We start from the raw sequence: 18,718 nt of genomic DNA, 5'->3' as shown, positions 1-18,718 counted from the left end.
GCGGCGTCACGACGTCCTGGCCGCGAAGCTGCTCGGAACGGAACCTGCAGCGGTGCCAGCTGAGTCCCCGCACCTGGAGGAAGAGCGGCTCTGCGCCGCTCCCGACGCGACCACCTCGATCGTCGCAGGCCTACCCCGATGCTCCGTCGAGATCGGGGGCTCCTGCTCGGCTCCATATGCAACTCGTTGCATTGCAACATGATGCATAGTAGCGTCCGGACCCCCGGAGCGGTTCGAGTTGAGAAGGGCAGTGAGCAACGTGCTGCGAACCAGGTTCACCGAGGAGTTCGGCGTCGAGCACCCCATCGTGCAAGGCGGCATGCAGTGGGTCGGGCGGGCCGAGCTGGTGGCCGCCGTGGCCAACGCCGGGGCGCTGGGCATGATCACCGCGCTGACCCAGCCCACTCCCGAGGACCTGGTCAAGGAGATCGCGCGCTGCCGCGAGCTCACCGACAAGCCCTTCGGCGTGAACCTGACGATCCTGCCGACGATCACTCCCCCGCCCTATGCCGAGTACCGGCAGGCGATCATCGAGTCCGGCATCACCATCGTGGAGACCGCCGGTTCCAACCCGGCCGAGCAGGTCGCCGCGTTCCAGCCCGCCGGGGTCAAGGTCCTGCACAAGTGCACCAGCGTCCGGCACGCCCTCAAGGCGCAGCAGCTGGGCGTCAACGGGGTCAGCATCGACGGCTTCGAATGCGCCGGGCACCCCGGCGAGGACGACATCCCCGGCCTGGTGCTCATCCCCCGCGCCGCCGACGAGCTGAACATCCCGATCATCGCCTCCGGCGGGTTCGCCGACGCCCGCGGCCTGGTCGCCGCCCTGGCGCTCGGCGCGGACGGGGTGAACATGGGCACCCGGTTCATGTGCACCCAGGAGTCGCCGATCCACGACGAGGTCAAGAAGCGCATCACCGAGGCCGGCGAGCGCGACACCGAGCTGATCTTCCGGCCGCTGCGCAACACCGCGCGGGTGGCCAGCAACTCCGTCAGCCGCGAAGTCGTGACCAAGCTCGACGACGGGGCCGGTTTCGACGACGTCCGCGAGCTGGTGGCCGGGGCGCGCGGCCGTCAGGTCTACGAGCAGGGTGACACCGAGCTGGGCATCTGGAGCGTCGGTATGGTCCAGGGGTTGATCAACGACGTCCCGAGCGTGGCCGAGCTGGTCGACCGCATCGTCACCGAGGCCGGCGAGCTCGTCCGCGACCGCCTCGGGAAGCTCGTCGCGGGCTGAGAGGAAGACCGGTCTTGTCCCTGGAGTACGCGATCCTGGTGTCGCTGCGGGAGCGCGCGGGCTCGGGCTACGAGCTGGCGCGGCGGTTCGACAAGTCGATCGGGTACTTCTGGGCGGCCAGCCACCAGCAGATCTACCGCAGCCTCAAGCGCATGGTCGAGCTCGGCTGGATCGACTGCGACCAGGTGGCCCAGCAGAAGCGCCCGGACAAGAAGGTCTACCGGGTCAGCTCGGACGGCGCGGAGGAGTTGCAGCGCTGGATCTCCGAACCCGCCGCGACCCGCAACGACCTCACCGTCAAGCTGCGCGGCGCGTCGTTCGGCGACGCCGCGCAGGTGCGGGCCGAGTTCGCCCGCCAACGCGACCTGCACCTGCAACGGCTCTCGTTGTACCGCGAGATCGAGCGGCGCGACTTCCCCGACCCGGCGAAGCTGTCCGGTCAAGCGCTGCACCAGCACCTGGTGCTGCGCGGCGGGATCCGCTCGGAGCAGGCGCTGCTGGAGTGGTGCGAGGAGACGATCCGAGCACTCGACGACGACCTAGGTGGAACACCATGAACGCCGCAGACCGTTTCCGCTCAGCGATCGAGGCCGGTGACTTCGACGCCGCCGTGGCCGAGTTCACCGACGACATCCGCTTCTTCAGCCCGGTGAAGTTCACGCCGTTCGAGGGCATCGACACCGTTCGCGCGCTGTTCCAGGTGCTGCAGCGGACGTTCGAGGACTTCCGCTACGTCGGTGACTTCCCCGGCCGCGGCCAGACCCCGGACGGGGACGACGCCGAAGCGCACGTCCTGCACTTCCGCACCGTCGTGTCCGGCAAGCAGGTCGAAGGGATCGACCTGATCCACGTGAACGACGGTGATCGGATCAGCACCTTCACGGTGATGATCCGGCCCATGTCGTCCCTCCAGGCCGTCAGCGAAGCCATCTACGCAGGCCTGGTGGCCGACGGAGTCCTCTCCGGCTGAGGCCCGGCCACGCACTGCTCAGCAGCGCGCCGGCAAGACCCACGACGACGCCTGCTGCTGAGGCCGTTCGCAGTTCTCGCGAAGTTCGAGGCGGAAGCTCCACCGTCGAACTTCGCGAGAACTGCGAACACCGTCCCGCGGCGCAGTGGCCTGGAGGAGCGTGACACACCGTCTCGAACTTGGCTTCCGGGGGCGTTCACGGTTCCAGGCGGCACGCGGCGGCAGCCGCTTCTCCAGGCGTGGGACTCAGCCGGCACCGCCGCGGGTTCTGAGGTGGTCCTCCTGCGAGGACGGCCGACGTGGTGTGTGCGGCATGCAGGAGTCGGCCCGCCCGGAGCAGGAGCACTGCCTCAGGTTCCGCCACCGGCACCGTCACGCAAGTCGCCGCGACTGGGACGTGTCACCAGATCTCTTCGACCCATTCCGGGTGGTCGATGAACGGGTTCCTGTTGTGCTGGACGTCGGTGAAGATGACCTCGTTGCGGCGCTGCTCGAAAGCGTCCGGCGGGTCCTGCTCGTGCCACTGCTTGAGCACTGAGAGCTTGCCGATGTGCGGGGCGCTGCCGTTGCCGACCTGGTCGTTGACCTCGAGGTCGGCGAAGCCGTCGGTGCCCTCGTAGCGCACCGACATGTAGAAGATCATGCGGGCGACGTCGCCCTTGACTTCGTCGCGCGGCTCCCAGGAGTCGTCGTCGGTGAAGTTGCCGGGGGCTTCCTCGGACTCGGTGCCGCCCAGGTCGAAGTCCTTGTTGCCGCGGTCGGCGTTGACCGACACGTCGGTGGGGCGCAGGTGGTGCACGTCGGTGCCCGGGCCGGGGACGGTGTCGAAGTCGCCGTGGGACTTGGCCCAGACGTGCTCGCGGTTCCACTGGTCGGCGTCGCCGCCGTTGGTGTCCTTGGCCTGCGAACGTCCGGTGTAGAGCAGGACGACGTTGGCGGGGTCGTTCGGGTCCTCGTCGGTGACCTTGAGGGCGTCCCAGACGCCGTCGTAGTCCAGGGTCGTGACGCCGTTGCTGATGATGCCGTGCAGCGCAGCCTCCAGCTCGGGGCCGGTCTTGCCGAGGGCGTCCTGGTAGTAGTCCTCGGCGGTGGGGTGCGCGGGCGAGGCCATCGCGACCGCGGCGGTCGGCGCGGCCACCAGGACCGCGCCGCATAACAGCGTGACGGGCTTCCAGCGGGTGATCTTCATGGCTCCCTCTCCCCGTGGTTGGGACGGGGGCAGCCTGACACACGATCGATCGCCGCGGGATGGGCCGGAAGCGGTGACGGGCGTGGCGAGAAACCGTCACCCGCGCACTCGAAACCCGCTGCGAGCTGCGAGGACTCAGCCGGTGGCCGGTCGAGGCCGGGGCCACCAAATGGAAACAACGGGAATCAGAAGTGCCAGCAGCAGGCCCGCCACGCCGAAGCCCAACGCCGCGCCCTGGTGGTAGAGACCGGTGAACACCGCCGGGGCCGCCGACATCCCGAGGAACCGCCAGGCGGTGACCACCGAGATGGCCCCACCCCCGCCGGTTCCGCCGAGCACCGTGGAGTGCACGGCGACCAAGATCAGCTGTCCGCACACCCCGGCCGCGGCCCAGGCGAGCACGACCACGGGCAGCCGGTCGAGGGTTCCCACCGCGGCGACGGCGATCGCGTTCACCAGCACCCCGGTGATCAGCGTGGTGCGCACGCCGAAGCGGTCGACGGCGCTACCGGTCAGACGGGCGGCGAGCGCGCCGGCGATGCCGTAGGCGGTCAGCGCCAGCCCGCGCGCACCGGGGCTGAGCGCGAAGGCGTCGTCGAGGCGGAAGGCGACCAGGAAGGGCAGCCCGGCCGAGCACATCCAGGCGATCGCGGCGACGGCGCCGCTGAGCAGCACCACGGGCGTCCAGGCGTCGCGCAGTGCCGGAGGGCGCCGCTGCGCGGCGGTGTCGGGCGGGAGCGGGCTGACCGCCAGCGCAGCGGCGACGACGGCGACGCCGAGGAAGGCGAGCTGCCACGCGGTTTCCGCGGCCAGCCCGCCGACCAGGGGCGCGGTGGTCTGGCCGATGGCCTGCATCGCCCCGTAAGCACCCATCGCGCGACCCAGCCGCTGCCGCGGGGCGCCCGCGGCGATCTTGGCCAGCAGCAGCGGTGTGGTGAAGGCGTTGGCGACGCCTTGCAGTGCTCGGGTGAGTTGGAACAGCCAGAACCACGGGGCAAGGGCTCCCAGCAGGGCGACGACGGCGTAGCCGATGTAGGCGGCGCGGATCGTGCGGGTGCTGCCCCACCGCTCACCGAGGTTGCCGGAAACGAGCATGACCAGCGCGAACGGCAGCAGGTAGGTGGTGGTGGAGGTCGCGGCCAGGCCCGGGGTGACCTGGTAGTCCGCCGCCAGTTCGGGCAGCATCGCCGCCACGATCCCGGCGCCGAAGGGCCCGAGCAGCCCTCCGACGTACAACGCGATCCGGGGGTTCATCGCGCCCCCTCCCCGCACCACTCGTGAGCAGGGCGAACGGTATCACCGCGGCGAGCGCCCGAGGTGGCAGCACCTCCACCCGGTCAAACCGTGATGATCGTGACCTCGGGCAGGCAGCGGAACGGGGCGAGCTCCTTCTCGCCGGCGTTGGTGTCGGTGACGAGGGTCCAGCGGGCCGGCAGCGGCGCCCAGGCGTTGAAGGGCATCGCGCCGAGCTTGCTGCTGTCGGCGAGGATGTAGACCTCGCGCGACTGGGCGATCATCTGCTCCTTCAGCCGGGTCTGCAGCAGGCTGGCCTCGCAGATGCCGTGCCGGGAGTCCAGTCCGTCGGCGCCGAGGAACGCCTTGTCCGCGGTGAGCCGCGACAAGGTCAGTTCCGCCAGCGGGCCGACGAAGCCCTGGCTGATGTGCCGCAGCTCGCCGGCCAGCGACACGACCTGCACCGGGTCGGCGTCGACCAGCTCGGTCAGCGCCATCACGCTGTTGGTGATCACCGTCAGCCCGCCGCGGTCGCGCAGGTGGTGGGCCAGCTTCCCGGTCGTGGTGCCCGCGTCCAAGATGACCGTGTCACCGGCGGAGACCTGCCCGGCGGCCCATTCGGCGATGCGGTCCTTCTCCGCCGAGGCCAGCGCGGTGCGCTGGCCCAGGGAGGGCTCAGCGCTGGTCGCGGGCATCGCCCCGCCGTAGGTGCGGGCGAGCTTGCCCTGGTCGGTCAGCAGTTGCAGGTCTCGCCGGATCGTCGAGGGCGTGACCGCCAGCGACGCCGCGAGCTCCTCGACCTGGACCGCGCCCTGCTCGGTCACCAACCGCTCTATCAACGCCCGGCGCTGCCCCGCCGAGAGGCGTTCTTCGACTTCCGCGCTCACGCCGTGATCCTCCCAGAACCGGATCAAGGCCGTCCGGCCAGTGCCGCGGCCTGGCGCAGCGCTTCCAGCATGCTGCCCGCCTCGGCCCGGCCGGTGCCGGCGATGTCGAAAGCCGTGCCGTGGTCCACCGAGGTCCGGATGACCGGCAACCCCACGGTGATGTTGACCCCGGCCTCCAAGCCGAGGACCTTCACGGGCCCGTGCCCCTGGTCGTGGTACATCGCCACCACGAGGTCGAAATCGCCTCGCCCGGCGCGGAAGAACACCGTGTCGGCCGGCAGCGGACCGCGCGCGTCGATGCCGTCGGCGCGGCAGGCGGCCAAGGCCGGCTCGATCTTGGCCTCCTCTTCGCCGTAGCCGAACAGGCCGTTCTCGCCCGCGTGCGGGTTGATGCCGCACACCGCGATGCGCGGGGCCTCGATCCCGGCGTCGACCAGGGTCGTGTGACCGCGGCGCACCGTCCGCTCCACCAGCCCGGGCTCGATCCGCTCGATCGCGTCGAGCAGTCCGATGTGGGTGGTCACGTGGATGACCCGCACCGAGCCGGTGGACAGCATCATCGACACCTCCGGCACACCGCACAGCTCGGCGAGCAGTTCGGTGTGCCCGGGGTAGCGGTGACCGGCGGCGTGCAGCGCCGCCTTGTTCAGCGGCGCGGTGCAGATCGCCTGCACCTGCCCTGCCATCGCCAGCTCCGCGGCCTCGGCCACGTACCGGTAGGCCGCTTCACCAGCCACTTCGGACAGTTCGCCGAAGGGCAGGTCCGGTGGGACGCCACCGACGTCGATGACCTCCAGCACGCCCGGATCACCGCTCGCCTCGGCGGGCGAGGCGATGGGTTTGACGCGCAGGTCGAGGCCGCATATCTCGACGGCCCGGGTCAGCCGGGCGGCGTCGCCGATCACCACCGGGCGGGCGAGCCCCCGCAGTGCGGGCTCGGCGAGCGCGCGCACGACCACCTCCGGGCCGACGCCGGCGGCGTCGCCCATCGTGACGGCGATGGCAGGTGAGGTCACGCGACAGCCCTTCCGCAGCGCACCGCGGACACCGCCCGGTGCAGGGTGTCCGGCGCACCGAACGCACCGGCCTTGGTGATGACGTAACCGGGTTCCTTCTCGATGGTGCGGCCCAGCACCACGCCGGGTTCCAGTTCGTTGAGCAGTCGCAGGCCGCTCACGCCCCGCCTGCCCAGCACGGCTCGGGCGGTTTCACCGCCGGTGAGCACCAGCAGTCCTGCCTTCTCGGCGGCGGGGGCGCACACCTCGGCCAACGCGTCGGTGAGCTCGCGGGAGAACCCGGCCTCGACCGGCCCTTCCACGGTGACCAGCACGTCCCCTGCGCACAACGCGTCGTGGATCTGCTCGGCGGTGCGCGCCAACGAGGTCGGTTCGGCCTCGACGAGGGTGCGCGCGGCCAGGCGCCGGGTGTGCCCGAAGCGTTCGGAGAGGTAGTCGGCCTGCTGGCGGGAAGCGCAGTTGGCGCTGCCGACCACGGCCAGCACCGGCCCGTCCACCGGCGGCGGAGGTTCGATGTCGTAGCCGGGGCGCAGCAGTTCGGCCAGCGCGTCGGCCAGTCCGGCCGCGCCGACCCAGTGCGGCTGGCTGGCGGCCGCCGAGCCGGCGGTGACCACCGCGCGCAGGTCGCTCTCCGACACCGCGTCGCAGATCACCACGTCGGCTTCGGTGAGCAGCTGCGCGACCCGCTCGCGCAGCTGCGCGGGCCTGCCGCGCACCGAGGCCAGCGCGACGTGGCGGACCTTCAGACCCTCCAGGGCGGAGGCGATGTCCTTCGGCGCCTCGCCGGGTTCGGCCTTCCACAAACCGGTGTGGTGCAGCGGAATTCCGTTGATGTGCACGACTCCACCGAGGACGGTGCGGCCGGTGGCCGGCGAGGCCGGGCACAGCAGCACCCCCGCCCCGTCGGCGTGCTCGACGATCGCTCCGACCTCGGAGGCGACGTTGCCGCGCAGCGTGGAGTCGATCTTCTTGAAAACGACGCGGCCTTGCGCGTGCCCGTCCAGTGCTTCGTGCACGCGCTTGGCGGCGAGATCGGGTTCGATGTGCCTGCTGTCGGTGTCGGCCACGAACACCTCGGCGTCGCCGGTGTCGTCCAACGCCAGCAGAGTGCGCATTTCGCGCAGTGCGAAGGGGACTCCGGAATCACCGGCACCGCTGAGGTCATCGGCCACGACCAGGACTCGCGATCCCATGATCACCTGCTCTTCTGCTCGCCGAAACACCCAACGAGCACCCCCCGTCGGGTTGGTCTAACCATAGAGATCGCTGCGCGAATCGCGCAATAGTCCCTTTCAGCTAGTGCACACCGCGCAACGAGCTGCGCGCGGTCCCGGCGAGCGCAGACCTCACTCGGCTTCGCTGGTCATCCCGGCGGGGAGGTGTTCGGAGAGCAGGTCGAACAGCCGGTCGGCGTCCACCGGTTTGGTCAGGTAATCGGTGGCGCCCGCGGCGAGGCTCAGCTCGCGGTCACCCTTCATGGCCTTGGCCGTGACGGCGATGATCGTCAGGTCCCGGTAGCGGGGCATCTCGCGGATCAAGCGGATGGCCTCGTTGCCGTCCATCTGCGGCATCATCACGTCCATCAGCACGATCACGATGTCCGTGTGCTTGCGCAGCTCCTTGAGCGCGGACAGCGCGTTGTCGGCCTGCACGACCTGCAGGCCGTGCTGCTCCAGCAGCACCCGCATGGCTTGCACGCTGCGCTCGTCGTCGTCGACGACCAGCACTTTCTCGTTGTTGAACTGCAGCGAGCCACGTTGTGCGGGCTGGCCCGAGCGGTGCAGGTGCGGCTGGGTGTCGCGGTTCATCAGCTCGGTGGAGCGCAGCGGCGGGTCGATGCCTTCGGCGGAGACGTCCAGGCTCGTCTCGGCCTCGGTGGGCGTGCGCGGTCGCGGCGGCGCTTCCACGGCGGCGGCCGGCGGGGGCTCCTCGTACCCGTGCGCGGGCGGTGCAGGTTCCTCGTAGCCGCGCACCGGCGGTGCGGGTTCCTCGTCGACCTCGGCGCTCGCCGGTTCCTCCAGGGCCTGGACGGTGTCGGGCTCGGGTCCCTCCTGCGTCGCCTCCGCCGACGGTTCCGGCGCCTCCGGCACCTCCACGGACGGCCCGGTCTCCTGCCGCGCTCCGTCGGTCTCGGGGGATTCGGAGCCGCCCGCCCCCTCGGCGACCTGCTCGACCGGCAGGTAGAGGCTGAAGGTGCTGCCCTGGCCGGGTTCGCTGCGCACCTGCAGTTCGCCGCCCAGCAGCGTGGTCAGCTCCCGGCTGATCGACAGGCCCAGCCCGGTTCCGCCGTACTTGCGCACCGTGGTGCCGTCGACCTGCTGGAAGGCCTCGAAGATCAGCGACAGCTTGTCCGCCGGGATGCCGATGCCGGTGTCGCGGACGGAGAACACCACGCGCTGGCGGGCTCGACGCAGCGCGCCGGAGTTGACCTCGGTGGGCTGCGCGGGGCGGATCCGCAGTTCGACGTTGCCGCGGTCGGTGAACTTGACCGCGTTGGACAGCAGGTTGCGCACGATCTGCTCGAGCCTGCTGCGGTCGGTGTGCACGCTCGGCGGCAACGACGGCGCCACGACGACCTTGAACTCGAGGCCCTTCTCGGCCGCCACCGGCCGGTACATCGCCTCGAGGCTGCGGGCCAGCTCGCCGATCTCGACGTCCTCGGGCAACAGGTGCATCTGTCCTGCCTCCACTTTGGACAGGTCGAGCACGTCGTTGATCAGCTGCAGCAGGTCCGAGCCCGCTTGGTGCACGGTGCGGGCCAGGTCCACCTGCTGCGGGGTGAGGTTGCCGTCCATGTTGTCGGCCAGCAGCTTGGCCAGGATCAGCACGCTGTTGAGCGGTGTGCGCAGCTCGTGGGACATGTTGGCCAGGAACTCGGACTTGTAGGCCGAGGCCTCGGCGAGCTGGCGGGCGCGCTCCTCGAGCTCCTGCCGCGCCTGCTCGATCTCGATGTTCTTGAGCTCGATGTCCTTGTTCCGGCTGGCCAGCAGCGCCGCCTTCTCCTCCAGCTCGGTGTTGGAGCGCTGGAGCTCGTCCTGCTGCTGCTGCAGCTGCTCGGAGCGCGCTTGCAGCTCGCTGGCCAGGTGCTGGGACTCGCCCAGCAGCGCCTCGGTGCGGGTGTTGACCACGATGGTGTTGACCTCGACGCCGATGGACTCCTTGAGCCGGTCCAGCAGGTCCAGGTGCACCGAGGTGAACCGGTGGATCCCGGCGAGTTCGATGACGCCCAGCACCTCGCCTTCGAACAGCACCGGCACGATCGCGACGTTGATCGGGGCGGTCTCGCCCAGACCGGAGCTGATCCGGATGTAGTCCGGGGGCGCGTCCTCGACCAGGATCGTCTTGCGGTCCACGGCCACCTGCCCCACCAGCGACTCACCGAAGTCGAACCGCAGCGGACGCCCCTCCCGCGCGGGCGGGCGGCCGTAGCCGGCGACGTGCTCCAGGTACCGGTGGCCGTCCTCGTCGGCGCGGGTCAGGAAGAACGCCCCGTGGTGGGCCGAGACCAGCGGTGCGAGCTCGGACATGATCAGCTGCGCGAGGGCGTCGAGGTCGTGCTGCCCCTGCATCAACGCGGAGATCCGGGCCAGGTTGGTCTTGAGCCAGTCCTGCTCCCGGTTGGCCCGGGTGGTCTCCTTCAAGTTGCTGATCATCGCGTTGATGTTGTCCTTGAGCTCGGCGACCTCCCCCGAGGCGTCCACGGTGATCTGCCTGGTCAGGTCGCCCTCGGTGACGGCGGTGGCGACCTGGGCGATGGCCCGGACCTGGGTGGTGAGGTTGCCGGCGAGGTTGTTGACGCTCTCGGTGAGCCGCCGCCAGGTGCCCGAGACGTCGGCGACCTCGGCCTGCCCGCCCAGCTTGCCCTCGGTGCCGACCTCGCGGGCCACCCGCGTGACCTCCGCGGCGAACGCCGAGAGCTGGTCGACCATCGTGTTGATCGTGGTCTTGAGCTCGAGGATCTCGCCGCGGGCGTTGACGTCGATCTTCTTCGACAGGTCGCCCTGGGCGACGGCCGTGGTCACCTGGGCGATGCTGCGCACCTGGTTGGTCAGGTTGTCGGCCATGATGTTGACGTTGTCGGTGAGGTCCTTCCAGATCCCCGCCACGCCGTACACCCGCGCCTGGCCGCCGAGCTTGCCCTCGGTGCCGACTTCCCGGGCCACCCGCGTGACCTCCGCGGCGAACGCCGAGAGCTGGTCGACCATCGTGTTGATGGTGTTCTTCAGCTGCAGGATCTCGCCCTGGGCGTCGACGTCGATCTTCTGCGTCAGGTCGCCCGCGGCCACGGCCTTGGCGACCTCGGCGATGTCGCGGACCTGGCTGGTGAGGTTGGCGGCCATGAAGTTCACCGAGTCCGCCGCCAACGCCCACCCGCCCTCGACCGGGCCGTCGAGCGAGACCGGGGCGACGGGCAGCTGGCCGCGCGCCACCGACTCCCCCACCCGCTGCAGTTCGCCGGCCAGGCGCTGGTTGCGCTCGGCCACCTCGTTGTAGATCGCGGCGGCCTCCCCCGCCGGCCCGTCCCCGGTCACCACGAGACGGCGCCGGAAGTTGCCGTCGCGCAACTCCCGGAGAGCCGGCAGCAGCCTGGCCAGGACTTGCTCGGCGTCATCCCGGTCCGGCGGTAGTGACATGAACGGCCTCCCCGCTCAGCGCTTGTTGCGGGAATCGCGGTCCAGCCGCAGCTCGGTGGCCAGCACCGCCGCCTCGCTGCGATGCCGCATCGCGAGCTTCGCCAGCATCTGCGACACGTAGTTCTTGATGGTCTTCTCCGCGAGCACCATCCGGTCGGCGATCTCGCGGTTGGTCATGCCTTCGCCGATCAGCTCCAGCACCTGCCGCTCGCGGGCGGTGAGCTCGCGGAGCGGATCGGCCTTCTCCTGCTCCTTGCGCAGCCAGTTCAGCATCGCCTCGGTGCGCTGCGGGCTCAAGAGCGACTTGCCCGCACCGACCGTGCGCAGCGCGCTCACCAGCTCTTCGCTGACGACACCCTTGAGGACGAACCCGCTGGCGCCGGCCATGATCGCGTCCATCAACGCCTCGTGGTCGTCGAACGAGGTCAGCATCAGGCAGCGGAGCTCCGGCAGCTGCGAGCGCAACTCCCGGCACAGCTCCACGCCGTTGCCGTCAGGCAACCGCACGTCCAGCACGGCCACCTGCGGGTTCTTCCTCGGGACCCAGGCCAGCGCTTCGGCCACGCTGCCCGCTTCCCCGACCAGTTCCAGGTCGCTCTCGGCATCGACCAGCGCGGCGATGCCGCGCCTGATCACGTCGTGGTCGTCGACCACGAACACCCGTGTTGTCATCTCACTTCCCGGCGCAGATGGTCTCCACGAAGTGCGCCAGTTGGTCGTCGTTGAGGTGCTGGGCCAAGTCGGCTTCGCTGATCATGCCCACCAGTCGGTGGTCGGCGATGACCGGCACCCGCCGGATCTTGTGCTGCTCCATCATGTTCAACACCTGGTCGACGTCCGACTGCGCGTCGATCCAGTGTGGCGTGCCTTGCGCCATTTCGCCTGCTTTGACCTGTGACAGGTCGCGTCCGTCCGCGCAACACCGCACGACGATGTCGCGATCGGTGAGGATCCCGTGCAGCCGGTCGTCCTTGCCGCAGATCGGCAGCGACCCGACGTCGAGATCGCGCATCATCTGCGCTGCCTTCTGGAGTGATTCGTCCTCCCCGACGCATTGAGCACCGGGATGCATGATGTCGCGCGCTGTGGTCATGATCGGACCTTCCTCGCGAACTTCCGGGACGCCCCGGCACTACCCGGGGCTGTCGAGGCCGAAACCCTCGCGAGCTGCGGCTGTCCTCCCGTTGCCCTGCAGCGATGCGGAGCTCCCAGGCCTGGCTCAGTACTCCCGCATCAGCCGGTCGAACGCCTTGTTGGCGGCCGCCCACTCGTGCGTGACCACCTCGGCGGGCACGTCCGGGCGCGGTTCGGCGTCCACCGTCACCACGAAGCCGCGCTCGGCCCTCCGGCGTCGCATCTGCACCAGCCGTCCACCGGCCGACTTGCCGATCCGCTCGCCCTGGTCGTTGGACTCGGTCTGCCCCGGCTGCAGGGTCGCTGCGCTGAATTCCGCCATGCTTCCATTGCACCCCAGCGGGTCAACTCCGGCACGTGCGAACGCCCCACCCGCTCGCCAGAGCGGATGGGGCGTCACCTGCGTTGTCCCCGAGGGGCCGCGACTAAGCGACGCTGGTGCGGAACCGGCGCAGCCGGAGGCTGTTGCCGACGACGAACAGCGAGCTGAACGCCATCGCGGCGCCGGCGATCATCGGGTTGAGCAACCCGGCCGCCGCCAGCGGCAGTGCCGCCACGTTGTAGGCCAGCGCCCAAAACATGTTGCCGCGGATGGTGGTCAGCGTCCGCCGGGACAAGCGGATCGCGTCGACCGCGGCGCGCAGGTCACCGCGCACCAAGGTCAGATCGCCCGCCTCGATGGCGATGTCAGTGCCGGTGCCCATCGACAGACCGAGGTCGGCCTGCGCCAGCGCTGCGGCGTCGTTGACGCCGTCACCGACCATCGCCACCACCTTGCCGTCGCGCTGCAGGCGCTTCACCGCCTCGACCTTCTCGGCGGGCAGCACCTCGGCGATGACCTCGTCGATGCCGACCTGCGCGGCGACGGCGTCGGCCACCGCCGCGTTGTCGCCGGTGAGCAGCACCGGCGTCAGACCGAGCGCGCGCAGCTGCGAGATCGCCTGCTGTGAGCCGGGTTTCACCGCATCCGCCACGACCAGCACCGCCCGCACGGCACCGTCCCAAGCCAGCACGACGGCGGTCCCGCCTTCGGCCTCGGCCGCCGCCTTGGCCTCGGAGAGCGGACCGTCGAGGTGCAGGTCCCACTGCTGGAGCAGAGCCGCGCGGCCGGCCAGCACCGCGCGCCCCTCGACGACGCCCTGCACGCCGAGCCCTTCCAGGTTCGCGAAGTCGACGACCTCCGGGAGTTCGCCGACCTCCTGCCGCGCGCCCGCGGTGATGGCACGGGCGATGGGGTGCTCGGAGGCGTTCTCCACGGCTCCGGCCACGCGGAGCGCCCCGGCGCGCTCGGTGCCCTCGGCGGTGCGCACGTCGAGCAGCTGCATCCGGCCCGTGGTGACCGTGCCGGTCTTGTCCAGCACGACGGTGTCGACGCTGCGGGTCGACTCCAGGGCCTGCGGTCCCTTGATGAGCACGCCCAGCTGCGCGCCACGTCCGGTGCCCACCAGCAGCGCGGTCGGCGTGGCCAGCCCCATCGCGCACGGGCAGGCGATGATCAGCACTGCCACGGCCGCGGTGAACGCCGCGGTCACCGGCTCTCCGGCCAGCAGCCAGCCCAGCAGGGTCAGCAGCGCCAGACCGATGACGATCGGCACGAACACCGCCGAGATCCGGTCGGCCAGCCGCTGCACCTGCGCCTTGCCGGTCTGGGCCTCCTCCACCATCCGCGCCATCTGCGCCAGCTGGGTGTCGGAGCCGACCTGCGTGGCGCGCACGACCAGCCGCCCGCCGACGTTGACCGTGGCGCCCACGACGGGATCGCCGGGACCGACCTCAACCGGCACGGACTCGCCGGTGAGCATCGAGGCGTCCACGGCCGAGCCACCGTCCTCGACGACGCCGTCGGTGGCGATCTTCTCGCCGGGGCGCACGACGAACCGGTCCCCGACCGCCAGCTGCGAGGTCGGCACCCGGACTTCCGCACCGCCGCGCAGCACCGCGACGTCCTTGGCCCCGAGCTCGAGCAGAGCGCGCAGCGCGGCCCCGGCACGGCGCTTGGCACGGGCCTCGAAGTAGCGCCCTGCCAGCACGAAGGTGGTCACCGCGGCAGCGACCTCCAGGTAGATCGAGCCGGTCGCGTCGCCGCGTTCGATGGTGAGCGTGAACGGGTGGGTCATGCCGGGCATGCCGGCGGTGCCGAACAGCAGCGCGTACAGCGACCAGAGGAAGGCAGCCAGGGTGCCCATCGACACCAGCGTGTCCATGGTCGCTGCGCCGTGGCGCAGGTTCAGCCACGCCGCGCGGTGCAGCGGCCAGCCGCCCCAGGCCACCACGGGAGCGGCGAGCACCAGCGAGATCCACTGCCAGTAGGTGAACTGCGTGACCGGCACCATCGCCAGCACCACGACCGGCACCGACAGGGCCAGCGAGCCCAGCAGCCGCTGCCGCAGCGCATCGGCGGGCTCGGCCTCCTCGGGCTCGGCGCTGGGCAGCGTCGCGCCGTAACCGGCGGCCTCGACCACCTCGACCAGGCGCTGCGGGTCGAGCGTGTCCGGCGCGGTGACCTGGGCTTTCTCCGTGGCGTAGTTGACGCTGGCCGAGACGCCCTCGACCTTGTTGAGCTTGCGCTCGACGCGGTGGGCGCACGAGGCGCAGGTCATGCCGGTGATCGCCAGCTCGACGGTCCGGCCAGCGGAGCGCTCGACGGTGGTCATGCCGGTTCCTCCCGCGGCCTCAGGAGGCCAGCTCGTAGCCGGCCTCTTCGACGGCCGCGCGCACCGCGGACTCCTCCGCGCTGCCGACGACGGTGACCGCGCCGCTGGGCAGGTCGACCTTCACGTCGGTCACGCCGTCGAGCGCACCGACCTCCTCGGTCACCGACGCCACGCAGTGCTGGCAGGTCATCCCGTTCACCTGGTAGGTCGTCTCGCCCATGTGGCCATCCCTCTCGCGGTTCAGTCCCGAAGCCGGAGCTCCACCCTCCGGCACCACGAAACTATACCCCTAGGGGGTACCCGTGCAAGCACGACACACCCATCAGCGCCCTACCCCTGCGGGGTAGGGCGACCAGCACTGGCGCCGGGAGCCTCGCCCCCAGCGCCACTGGGGCTCAGCCGGTGACGACCTCGCCGCCTTCGACCCGCACCGGGATCGGGGTCAGCGGGCGGTCGGCCGGCCCCTTCTTCACCGAACCCGACAGCGCGTCGAAGACCGAGCCGTGGCACGGGCACTTCAGCTCCGCCCCCTCGGGCTTGACCGGGCACCCCTGGTGCGTGCACGCGCCGTCGAACGCCACGGCGGTGGATTCAGCAGGCCTGGCCACTATGGCCTGCCTGCCGTCCGGGGTCCGCACCGGGATCGCCCCGCCCACCGGCACCGCGGCCAACGAGGTCATCGGCTGACCCGGGGACGGGGGCGTGGGCTGCTGCACAGGCGGTTCCGGCGCCTCGGCACCGCAGGCGGACAGGGCCGCGGCACCGGCGACGGCGCCGCCGGCGGCGAGCACGGAACGACGGGAGCGCATCTCATCAGTCATGCGGTCGAACACGCAGCAGCGGCCGGTTCGGTTCAACCCGCTCCACCGTTGAACCAGATCGACCCGATCCGCGTGTTCTCCGGCGTACGACGCACACCGGCGGCGGTAGGAGCGCGGCGATGGTCGAAGGGACACTGCGAGCACTGGTGGCGCTGAGCCTGCTCGGCTCGGCATGGGTGCACTGGGTGGTGTGGCTGGACTGGGCCCGGGACACACCCGTCGTCGGTCCGGCGTTCCTGGTCAACGTCGTCGCCGGCGTCGCCATCGCGATCGCGGTGGCCCTGTGGCGCTCGCCGCTGCCCGCGCTCGCCGCCATCGCCTTCGGCCTGGCGACCCTCGCCGCCTACGCGATGTCGCTGACCGTCGGGTTCTTCGGCGTCCAGGAGCAGTTCGCCACCAGCGAGGAGGTCTGGGGCGTGATCACCGAGATCGGCTGCGTCGTGTTCGGCACCGCGCTGCTGCTCACCAGGCACCGCAGCCGGGCGGTGCCGTGACCGACGAGATCGAGGCGCGGCTGATGCGCGTCCTGCACGACCAGCACGCCCCGGCGCTGCGGTCCTACGCCCTGGAGCTGACCGGCGGCGACCGGGCCCGCGCCGAGGACGTCGTGCAGGAGACGATGCTGCGCGCCTGGCGCCACCCCAAGGTCCTCGACCAGTCCGCGCGCTCCGCCCGGTCCTGGCTGCTCACGGTCGCGCGGCGCATCGCCATCGACGAGTGGCGTTCCGGCACCTCCCGCGCGGAGGTCATGACCGACGCCCCGCCGGAGCGGGTCGACGAGGACGGCACCGACCGCGCCGTGCAGAGCTGGCTGGTCGCCGACGCGCTGGCCGAGCTCAGCGCCCGGCACCGCGAAGTCCTGGCGCTGTGCTACTACCAGGGGCTGTCGGTCGCCGACGCCGCCGCACGCCTCGGCGTGCCGGAGGGGACGGTCAAGTCGCGGACGCACTACGCGCTGCGCGCCCTCCGCCTGGCACTGGAGGAGAGGGGGGTCACGCGGTGAACCGGCAACCGGACCCGTACGCGCACTTCGACGCCGCCTACGTCCTCGGGGCGCTGTCCCGGGAGGACCGCACCGCCTACGAGCAGCACCTCACCGACTGCGATTCCTGCGCCGCCGCGGTCGCCCAGCTCGCCGGGCTGCCCGGACTGCTCGCCCACGCCGACCCCGCGCAGCTGGACGCCGACCCGGACCCGCACGACCAGATTCCGCAGCTGGTCGCCGAGGTGCGTCGACGCAGGAGGCGCCATCTCGCCGGGGCGGTCGCCGCCTGCGTGGTGGCCCTGGCCGCCTGCGCCGCGCTGGTGCTGTCCACCCGGCTCACCGACTCCGGACCAGGTACCGAGATGACCGCGCTGGGCGCCTACCCGGTCGCCGCCAGCGTCCACCTCAGCGACGTGCCCACCGGCACCCGGGTTGACGTGGACTGCGAGTACGCCGGCCGCAAGGGCGGCGACTACGTGCTGGTGGTGGTGCGCCGGGACGGCACCAGGGACGTGCTGGCGCGGTGGTTCGCGATGCCCGACGACACCGCGGTGCTCAAGGTGACCACTCCGGTGCACCGCGACGACATCCGCTCGCTGGAGCTGCGCACGCCCAACGGCCCAGCACTGCTGACGCTGCCGGTCACGCGGTGACGCGGTGGTCCTCGACCAGCCCCTTGGCACGCGTGAGCAGCTCCTCCGGCAGGGCGCTCGGCGTGAGGCCGGAACGGGCGTCGTAGGCGGCGACCAGCGCCTCCTCGAAGCCCTCCAGCGACCGGCCCGGCGCCTCCTCGGCGATCGACCCGACCGAGTCCTCGTCGAAGGGCAGCTCCAACGCGCGGTAGACCTCGGTGAGCACCGGGCGCAGCACCGCGGCGTCGTCGAGGATCGCGACCGCGCTGAACAGCCACGCGCCCCGCACCATCCGCTGCGCGGTGCCGACGAGCTTCACCCGGCCCCGCGCGTTGACGCTGTGCGCTCCGGGGCAGTACTCCCCTGGCACGGCCCCGACCAGGGCGGCGACCCCGTGGGCGGCGAGCACGTCGGACCACAGCTCCGCGTAGCCGACGAACCGCTCCTCCAACCCCGCCAACCGGCCCGGATCGGGCCCGGCGTGGTCGACGACCAGCGAGTTCTCGGTGTAGGCCACGGCCCGCCCGCCCGGCGCCCGCAGGACCGGGGTGAAGCCGGCGTCCCGCGCCACCGCGACGGCCTCCGGGAAGCCGGGCAGCAGGCTGTCCCTCCGGCCGAACGCCACCACCCGGGCCTCCGGGCGGTAGACCCGCAGCACCGGCCCGCTCTCGCCCGCACTGATCCGCCGCAACATCGCGTGCGCGGTGGCGACCTCCCACGCTTGATCTCCGCCCACGCCCAACGCCCCGCGCAACAACTCCACGACGGCAGTCTACGCAGCGCGAACGTCCCGCCCGGCGGTCAGTCGTCCAGCAGCGGAGCGCCCTCGAACACGGCCAGTTCCTCGCGGTAGAACTCCAGGCCGACCCCGTTGGGGTCGCGGATGTAGAGGCTGTCCTCGACTCCCCGGTCCGGGCCGAGGTACTCCACCCCCGCCTCGTCGAGGCGCTTGCGGGCGGCCGCGAAGTTCTCGGCGTCCGTGGACAGCGCGATGTGCTGAACGGCTCCGATGGTCTCCTGGAACGGCGGGTGGTCGTGGCCGGGGAAGTCGAAGAACCCCAGCAGGTTCCGGTTGCCGACGTCGAAGAAGAAGTGGCTGGAGCCCGCGTAGTCGCGGTTCTCCACCAGCTCGACCAGCGGGAACCCCAGCAGCTCCTGGTAGAAGCGGATGGTCTCCTCGACGTCCCGGCAGATCAGCGCGACGTGGTGGAAGCCCTTGACCGTGGGGTCCGGACGCTGCGCGCTCGGCTCGAGGTACCGCTCGCGGAGCTCGGCGCGGCGAGCCCGCACGGCTTCGAGCTCTGCTCCTCGCGGCTGCGGCATGGCCGA

Annotated in this window: 19 protein-coding genes and 1 pseudogene; 6 read left to right on the top strand and 14 right to left on the bottom strand. The window is 71.1% G+C overall.

The annotated features are described in order from the left end of the window. The first annotated feature begins 259 nt into the window (after positions 1 to 259). From EIL87_RS00235 to EIL87_RS00225, 3 genes are read left to right on the top strand one after another with little or no spacing between them, the layout of a single operon-like run. Positions 260 to 1,234, top strand: a complete 975-nt coding sequence (locus tag EIL87_RS00235; RefSeq protein WP_125088074.1) for an NAD(P)H-dependent flavin oxidoreductase — start codon at positions 260 to 262, stop codon at positions 1,232 to 1,234. Between the two features lie 14 nt (positions 1,235 to 1,248). Further along, positions 1,249 to 1,791 (top strand): PadR family transcriptional regulator, encoded by a 543-nt coding sequence (locus tag EIL87_RS00230; RefSeq protein ID WP_125088073.1) that lies wholly within the window; start codon positions 1,249 to 1,251, stop codon positions 1,789 to 1,791. Continuing rightward, the gene (locus EIL87_RS00225; RefSeq protein WP_125088072.1) at positions 1,788 to 2,204 is read left to right on the top strand and encodes a nuclear transport factor 2 family protein; all 417 of its coding nucleotides are present in this window, start codon (positions 1,788 to 1,790) and stop codon (positions 2,202 to 2,204) included. The genes EIL87_RS00230 and EIL87_RS00225 overlap by 4 nt, the downstream gene beginning before the upstream one ends. Before the next feature lie 400 nt (positions 2,205 to 2,604). Here EIL87_RS00225 and EIL87_RS00220 read toward each other — a convergent pair whose 3' ends face one another. The 12 genes and pseudogenes from EIL87_RS00220 to EIL87_RS00165 form a co-directional block, all read right to left on the bottom strand. Then, positions 2,605 to 3,393, bottom strand: a complete 789-nt coding sequence (locus tag EIL87_RS00220; RefSeq protein WP_125088071.1) for an endonuclease I family protein — start codon at positions 3,391 to 3,393, stop codon at positions 2,605 to 2,607. Positions 3,394 to 3,528: 135 nt separating this feature from the next. Further along, positions 3,529 to 4,647, bottom strand: a complete 1,119-nt coding sequence (locus EIL87_RS00215; RefSeq protein ID WP_125088070.1) for an MFS transporter — start codon at positions 4,645 to 4,647, stop codon at positions 3,529 to 3,531. An 83-nt stretch (positions 4,648 to 4,730) separates the two neighbouring features. Next, complete coding sequence (locus EIL87_RS00210) at positions 4,731 to 5,513, bottom strand: DeoR/GlpR family DNA-binding transcription regulator (RefSeq protein WP_125088069.1); 783 nt, start codon at positions 5,511 to 5,513, stop codon at positions 4,731 to 4,733. Positions 5,514 to 5,536: 23 nt separating this feature from the next. Beyond that, the gene (gene pdxA, locus EIL87_RS00205; protein ID WP_233575883.1) at positions 5,537 to 6,529 is read right to left on the bottom strand and encodes a 4-hydroxythreonine-4-phosphate dehydrogenase PdxA; all 993 of its coding nucleotides are present in this window, start codon (positions 6,527 to 6,529) and stop codon (positions 5,537 to 5,539) included. Next, complete coding sequence (locus EIL87_RS00200; protein ID WP_125088068.1) at positions 6,526 to 7,722, bottom strand: four-carbon acid sugar kinase family protein; 1,197 nt, start codon at positions 7,720 to 7,722, stop codon at positions 6,526 to 6,528. The genes pdxA and EIL87_RS00200 overlap by 4 nt, the downstream gene beginning before the upstream one ends. Positions 7,723 to 7,875: 153 nt before the next feature. Further along, positions 7,876 to 11,085 (bottom strand): annotated as a pseudogene (locus EIL87_RS00195) (HAMP domain-containing protein); the annotation flags it as partial. 93 nt (positions 11,086 to 11,178) lie between these two features. Then, the gene (locus EIL87_RS00190; protein WP_125088067.1) at positions 11,179 to 11,835 is read right to left on the bottom strand and encodes a response regulator; all 657 of its coding nucleotides are present in this window, start codon (positions 11,833 to 11,835) and stop codon (positions 11,179 to 11,181) included. A gap of 1 nt (position 11,836) precedes the next feature. Continuing rightward, positions 11,837 to 12,256: a CBS domain-containing protein gene (locus tag EIL87_RS00185; protein WP_125088066.1), complete on the bottom strand. Its 420-nt coding sequence runs from the start codon at positions 12,254 to 12,256 to the stop codon at positions 11,837 to 11,839. A 126-nt stretch (positions 12,257 to 12,382) separates the two neighbouring features. Next, positions 12,383 to 12,619, bottom strand: coding sequence for a hypothetical protein (locus EIL87_RS00180; protein WP_233575879.1), 237 nt, complete (start codon positions 12,617 to 12,619; stop codon positions 12,383 to 12,385). A gap of 103 nt (positions 12,620 to 12,722) precedes the next feature. Then, on the bottom strand, positions 12,723 to 14,951 hold the full coding sequence (locus tag EIL87_RS00175; protein ID WP_125088065.1) for a heavy metal translocating P-type ATPase: 2,229 nt from the start codon (positions 14,949 to 14,951) through the stop codon (positions 12,723 to 12,725). Between the two features lie 19 nt (positions 14,952 to 14,970). Next, entirely contained in the window at positions 14,971 to 15,171 is a 201-nt protein-coding gene (locus EIL87_RS00170; protein WP_125088064.1) for a heavy-metal-associated domain-containing protein, read from the bottom strand. 175 nt (positions 15,172 to 15,346) lie between these two features. Continuing rightward, positions 15,347 to 15,772 carry a Rieske (2Fe-2S) protein gene (locus EIL87_RS00165; protein WP_125088063.1) on the bottom strand — a complete coding sequence of 142 codons (426 nt, stop codon included), beginning with the start codon at positions 15,770 to 15,772 and terminating at the stop codon, positions 15,347 to 15,349. Positions 15,773 to 15,891: 119 nt separating this feature from the next. Between EIL87_RS00165 and EIL87_RS00160 the strand changes: the two genes are divergently transcribed. Genes EIL87_RS00160 through EIL87_RS00150 form a run of 3 tightly spaced genes read left to right on the top strand, consistent with a single transcriptional unit; the run spans position 15,892 to position 17,410 of the window. After that, the gene (locus EIL87_RS00160) at positions 15,892 to 16,266 is read left to right on the top strand and encodes a hypothetical protein (protein ID WP_125088062.1); all 375 of its coding nucleotides are present in this window, start codon (positions 15,892 to 15,894) and stop codon (positions 16,264 to 16,266) included. A gap of 23 nt (positions 16,267 to 16,289) precedes the next feature. Further along, positions 16,290 to 16,775 (top strand): sigma-70 family RNA polymerase sigma factor, encoded by a 486-nt coding sequence (locus tag EIL87_RS00155; protein WP_233575955.1) that lies wholly within the window; start codon positions 16,290 to 16,292, stop codon positions 16,773 to 16,775. Continuing rightward, entirely contained in the window at positions 16,772 to 17,410 is a 639-nt protein-coding gene (locus tag EIL87_RS00150) for an anti-sigma factor family protein (RefSeq protein WP_125088060.1), read from the top strand. The genes EIL87_RS00155 and EIL87_RS00150 overlap by 4 nt, the downstream gene beginning before the upstream one ends. On the opposite strand, the gene EIL87_RS00145 is transcribed toward EIL87_RS00150, so the two are convergent. Then, positions 17,400 to 18,152 carry a lipoate--protein ligase family protein gene (locus tag EIL87_RS00145; RefSeq protein WP_125088059.1) on the bottom strand — a complete coding sequence of 251 codons (753 nt, stop codon included), beginning with the start codon at positions 18,150 to 18,152 and terminating at the stop codon, positions 17,400 to 17,402. The two genes, EIL87_RS00150 and EIL87_RS00145, sit on opposite strands and share 11 nt — an antisense overlap. A gap of 38 nt (positions 18,153 to 18,190) precedes the next feature. Continuing rightward, positions 18,191 to 18,712 (bottom strand): VOC family protein, encoded by a 522-nt coding sequence (locus EIL87_RS00140; RefSeq protein ID WP_125088058.1) that lies wholly within the window; start codon positions 18,710 to 18,712, stop codon positions 18,191 to 18,193. Positions 18,713 to 18,718: the final 6 nt, after the last annotated feature.

Source organism: Saccharopolyspora rhizosphaerae (assembly GCF_003931915.1).
GTDB classification, from domain to species: Bacteria; Actinomycetota; Actinomycetes; order Mycobacteriales; family Pseudonocardiaceae; genus Saccharopolyspora; species Saccharopolyspora rhizosphaerae.
Note: the sequence above shows the minus strand (reverse complement) of the source record. Positions and strands in the feature narration are given on the sequence as shown.

What these genes read in the sequence shown, in the direction of transcription:
- EIL87_RS00225 (WP_125088072.1), top strand. Translation starts at nt 1,788, where the DNA reads ATGAACGCCGCAGACCGTTTCCGCTCAGCGATCGAGGCCGGTGACTTC.
- EIL87_RS00220 (WP_125088071.1), bottom strand. Translation starts at nt 3,393, where the DNA reads ATGAAGATCACCCGCTGGAAGCCCGTCACGCTGTTATGCGGCGCGGTC.
- EIL87_RS00215 (WP_125088070.1), bottom strand. Translation starts at nt 4,647, where the DNA reads ATGAACCCCCGGATCGCGTTGTACGTCGGAGGGCTGCTCGGGCCCTTC.
- EIL87_RS00200 (WP_125088068.1), bottom strand. Translation starts at nt 7,722, where the DNA reads ATGGGATCGCGAGTCCTGGTCGTGGCCGATGACCTCAGCGGTGCCGGT.
- EIL87_RS00190 (WP_125088067.1), bottom strand. Translation starts at nt 11,835, where the DNA reads ATGACAACACGGGTGTTCGTGGTCGACGACCACGACGTGATCAGGCGC.
- EIL87_RS00185 (WP_125088066.1), bottom strand. Translation starts at nt 12,256, where the DNA reads ATGACCACAGCGCGCGACATCATGCATCCCGGTGCTCAATGCGTCGGG.
- EIL87_RS00180 (WP_233575879.1), bottom strand. Translation starts at nt 12,619, where the DNA reads ATGGCGGAATTCAGCGCAGCGACCCTGCAGCCGGGGCAGACCGAGTCC.
- EIL87_RS00175 (WP_125088065.1), bottom strand. Translation starts at nt 14,951, where the DNA reads ATGACCACCGTCGAGCGCTCCGCTGGCCGGACCGTCGAGCTGGCGATC.
- EIL87_RS00170 (WP_125088064.1), bottom strand. Translation starts at nt 15,171, where the DNA reads ATGGGCGAGACGACCTACCAGGTGAACGGGATGACCTGCCAGCACTGC.
- EIL87_RS00165 (WP_125088063.1), bottom strand. Translation starts at nt 15,772, where the DNA reads ATGACTGATGAGATGCGCTCCCGTCGTTCCGTGCTCGCCGCCGGCGGC.
- EIL87_RS00160 (WP_125088062.1), top strand. Translation starts at nt 15,892, where the DNA reads ATGGTCGAAGGGACACTGCGAGCACTGGTGGCGCTGAGCCTGCTCGGC.
- EIL87_RS00155 (WP_233575955.1), top strand. Translation starts at nt 16,290, where the DNA reads ATGCGCGTCCTGCACGACCAGCACGCCCCGGCGCTGCGGTCCTACGCC.
- EIL87_RS00140 (WP_125088058.1), bottom strand. Translation starts at nt 18,712, where the DNA reads ATGCCGCAGCCGCGAGGAGCAGAGCTCGAAGCCGTGCGGGCTCGCCGC.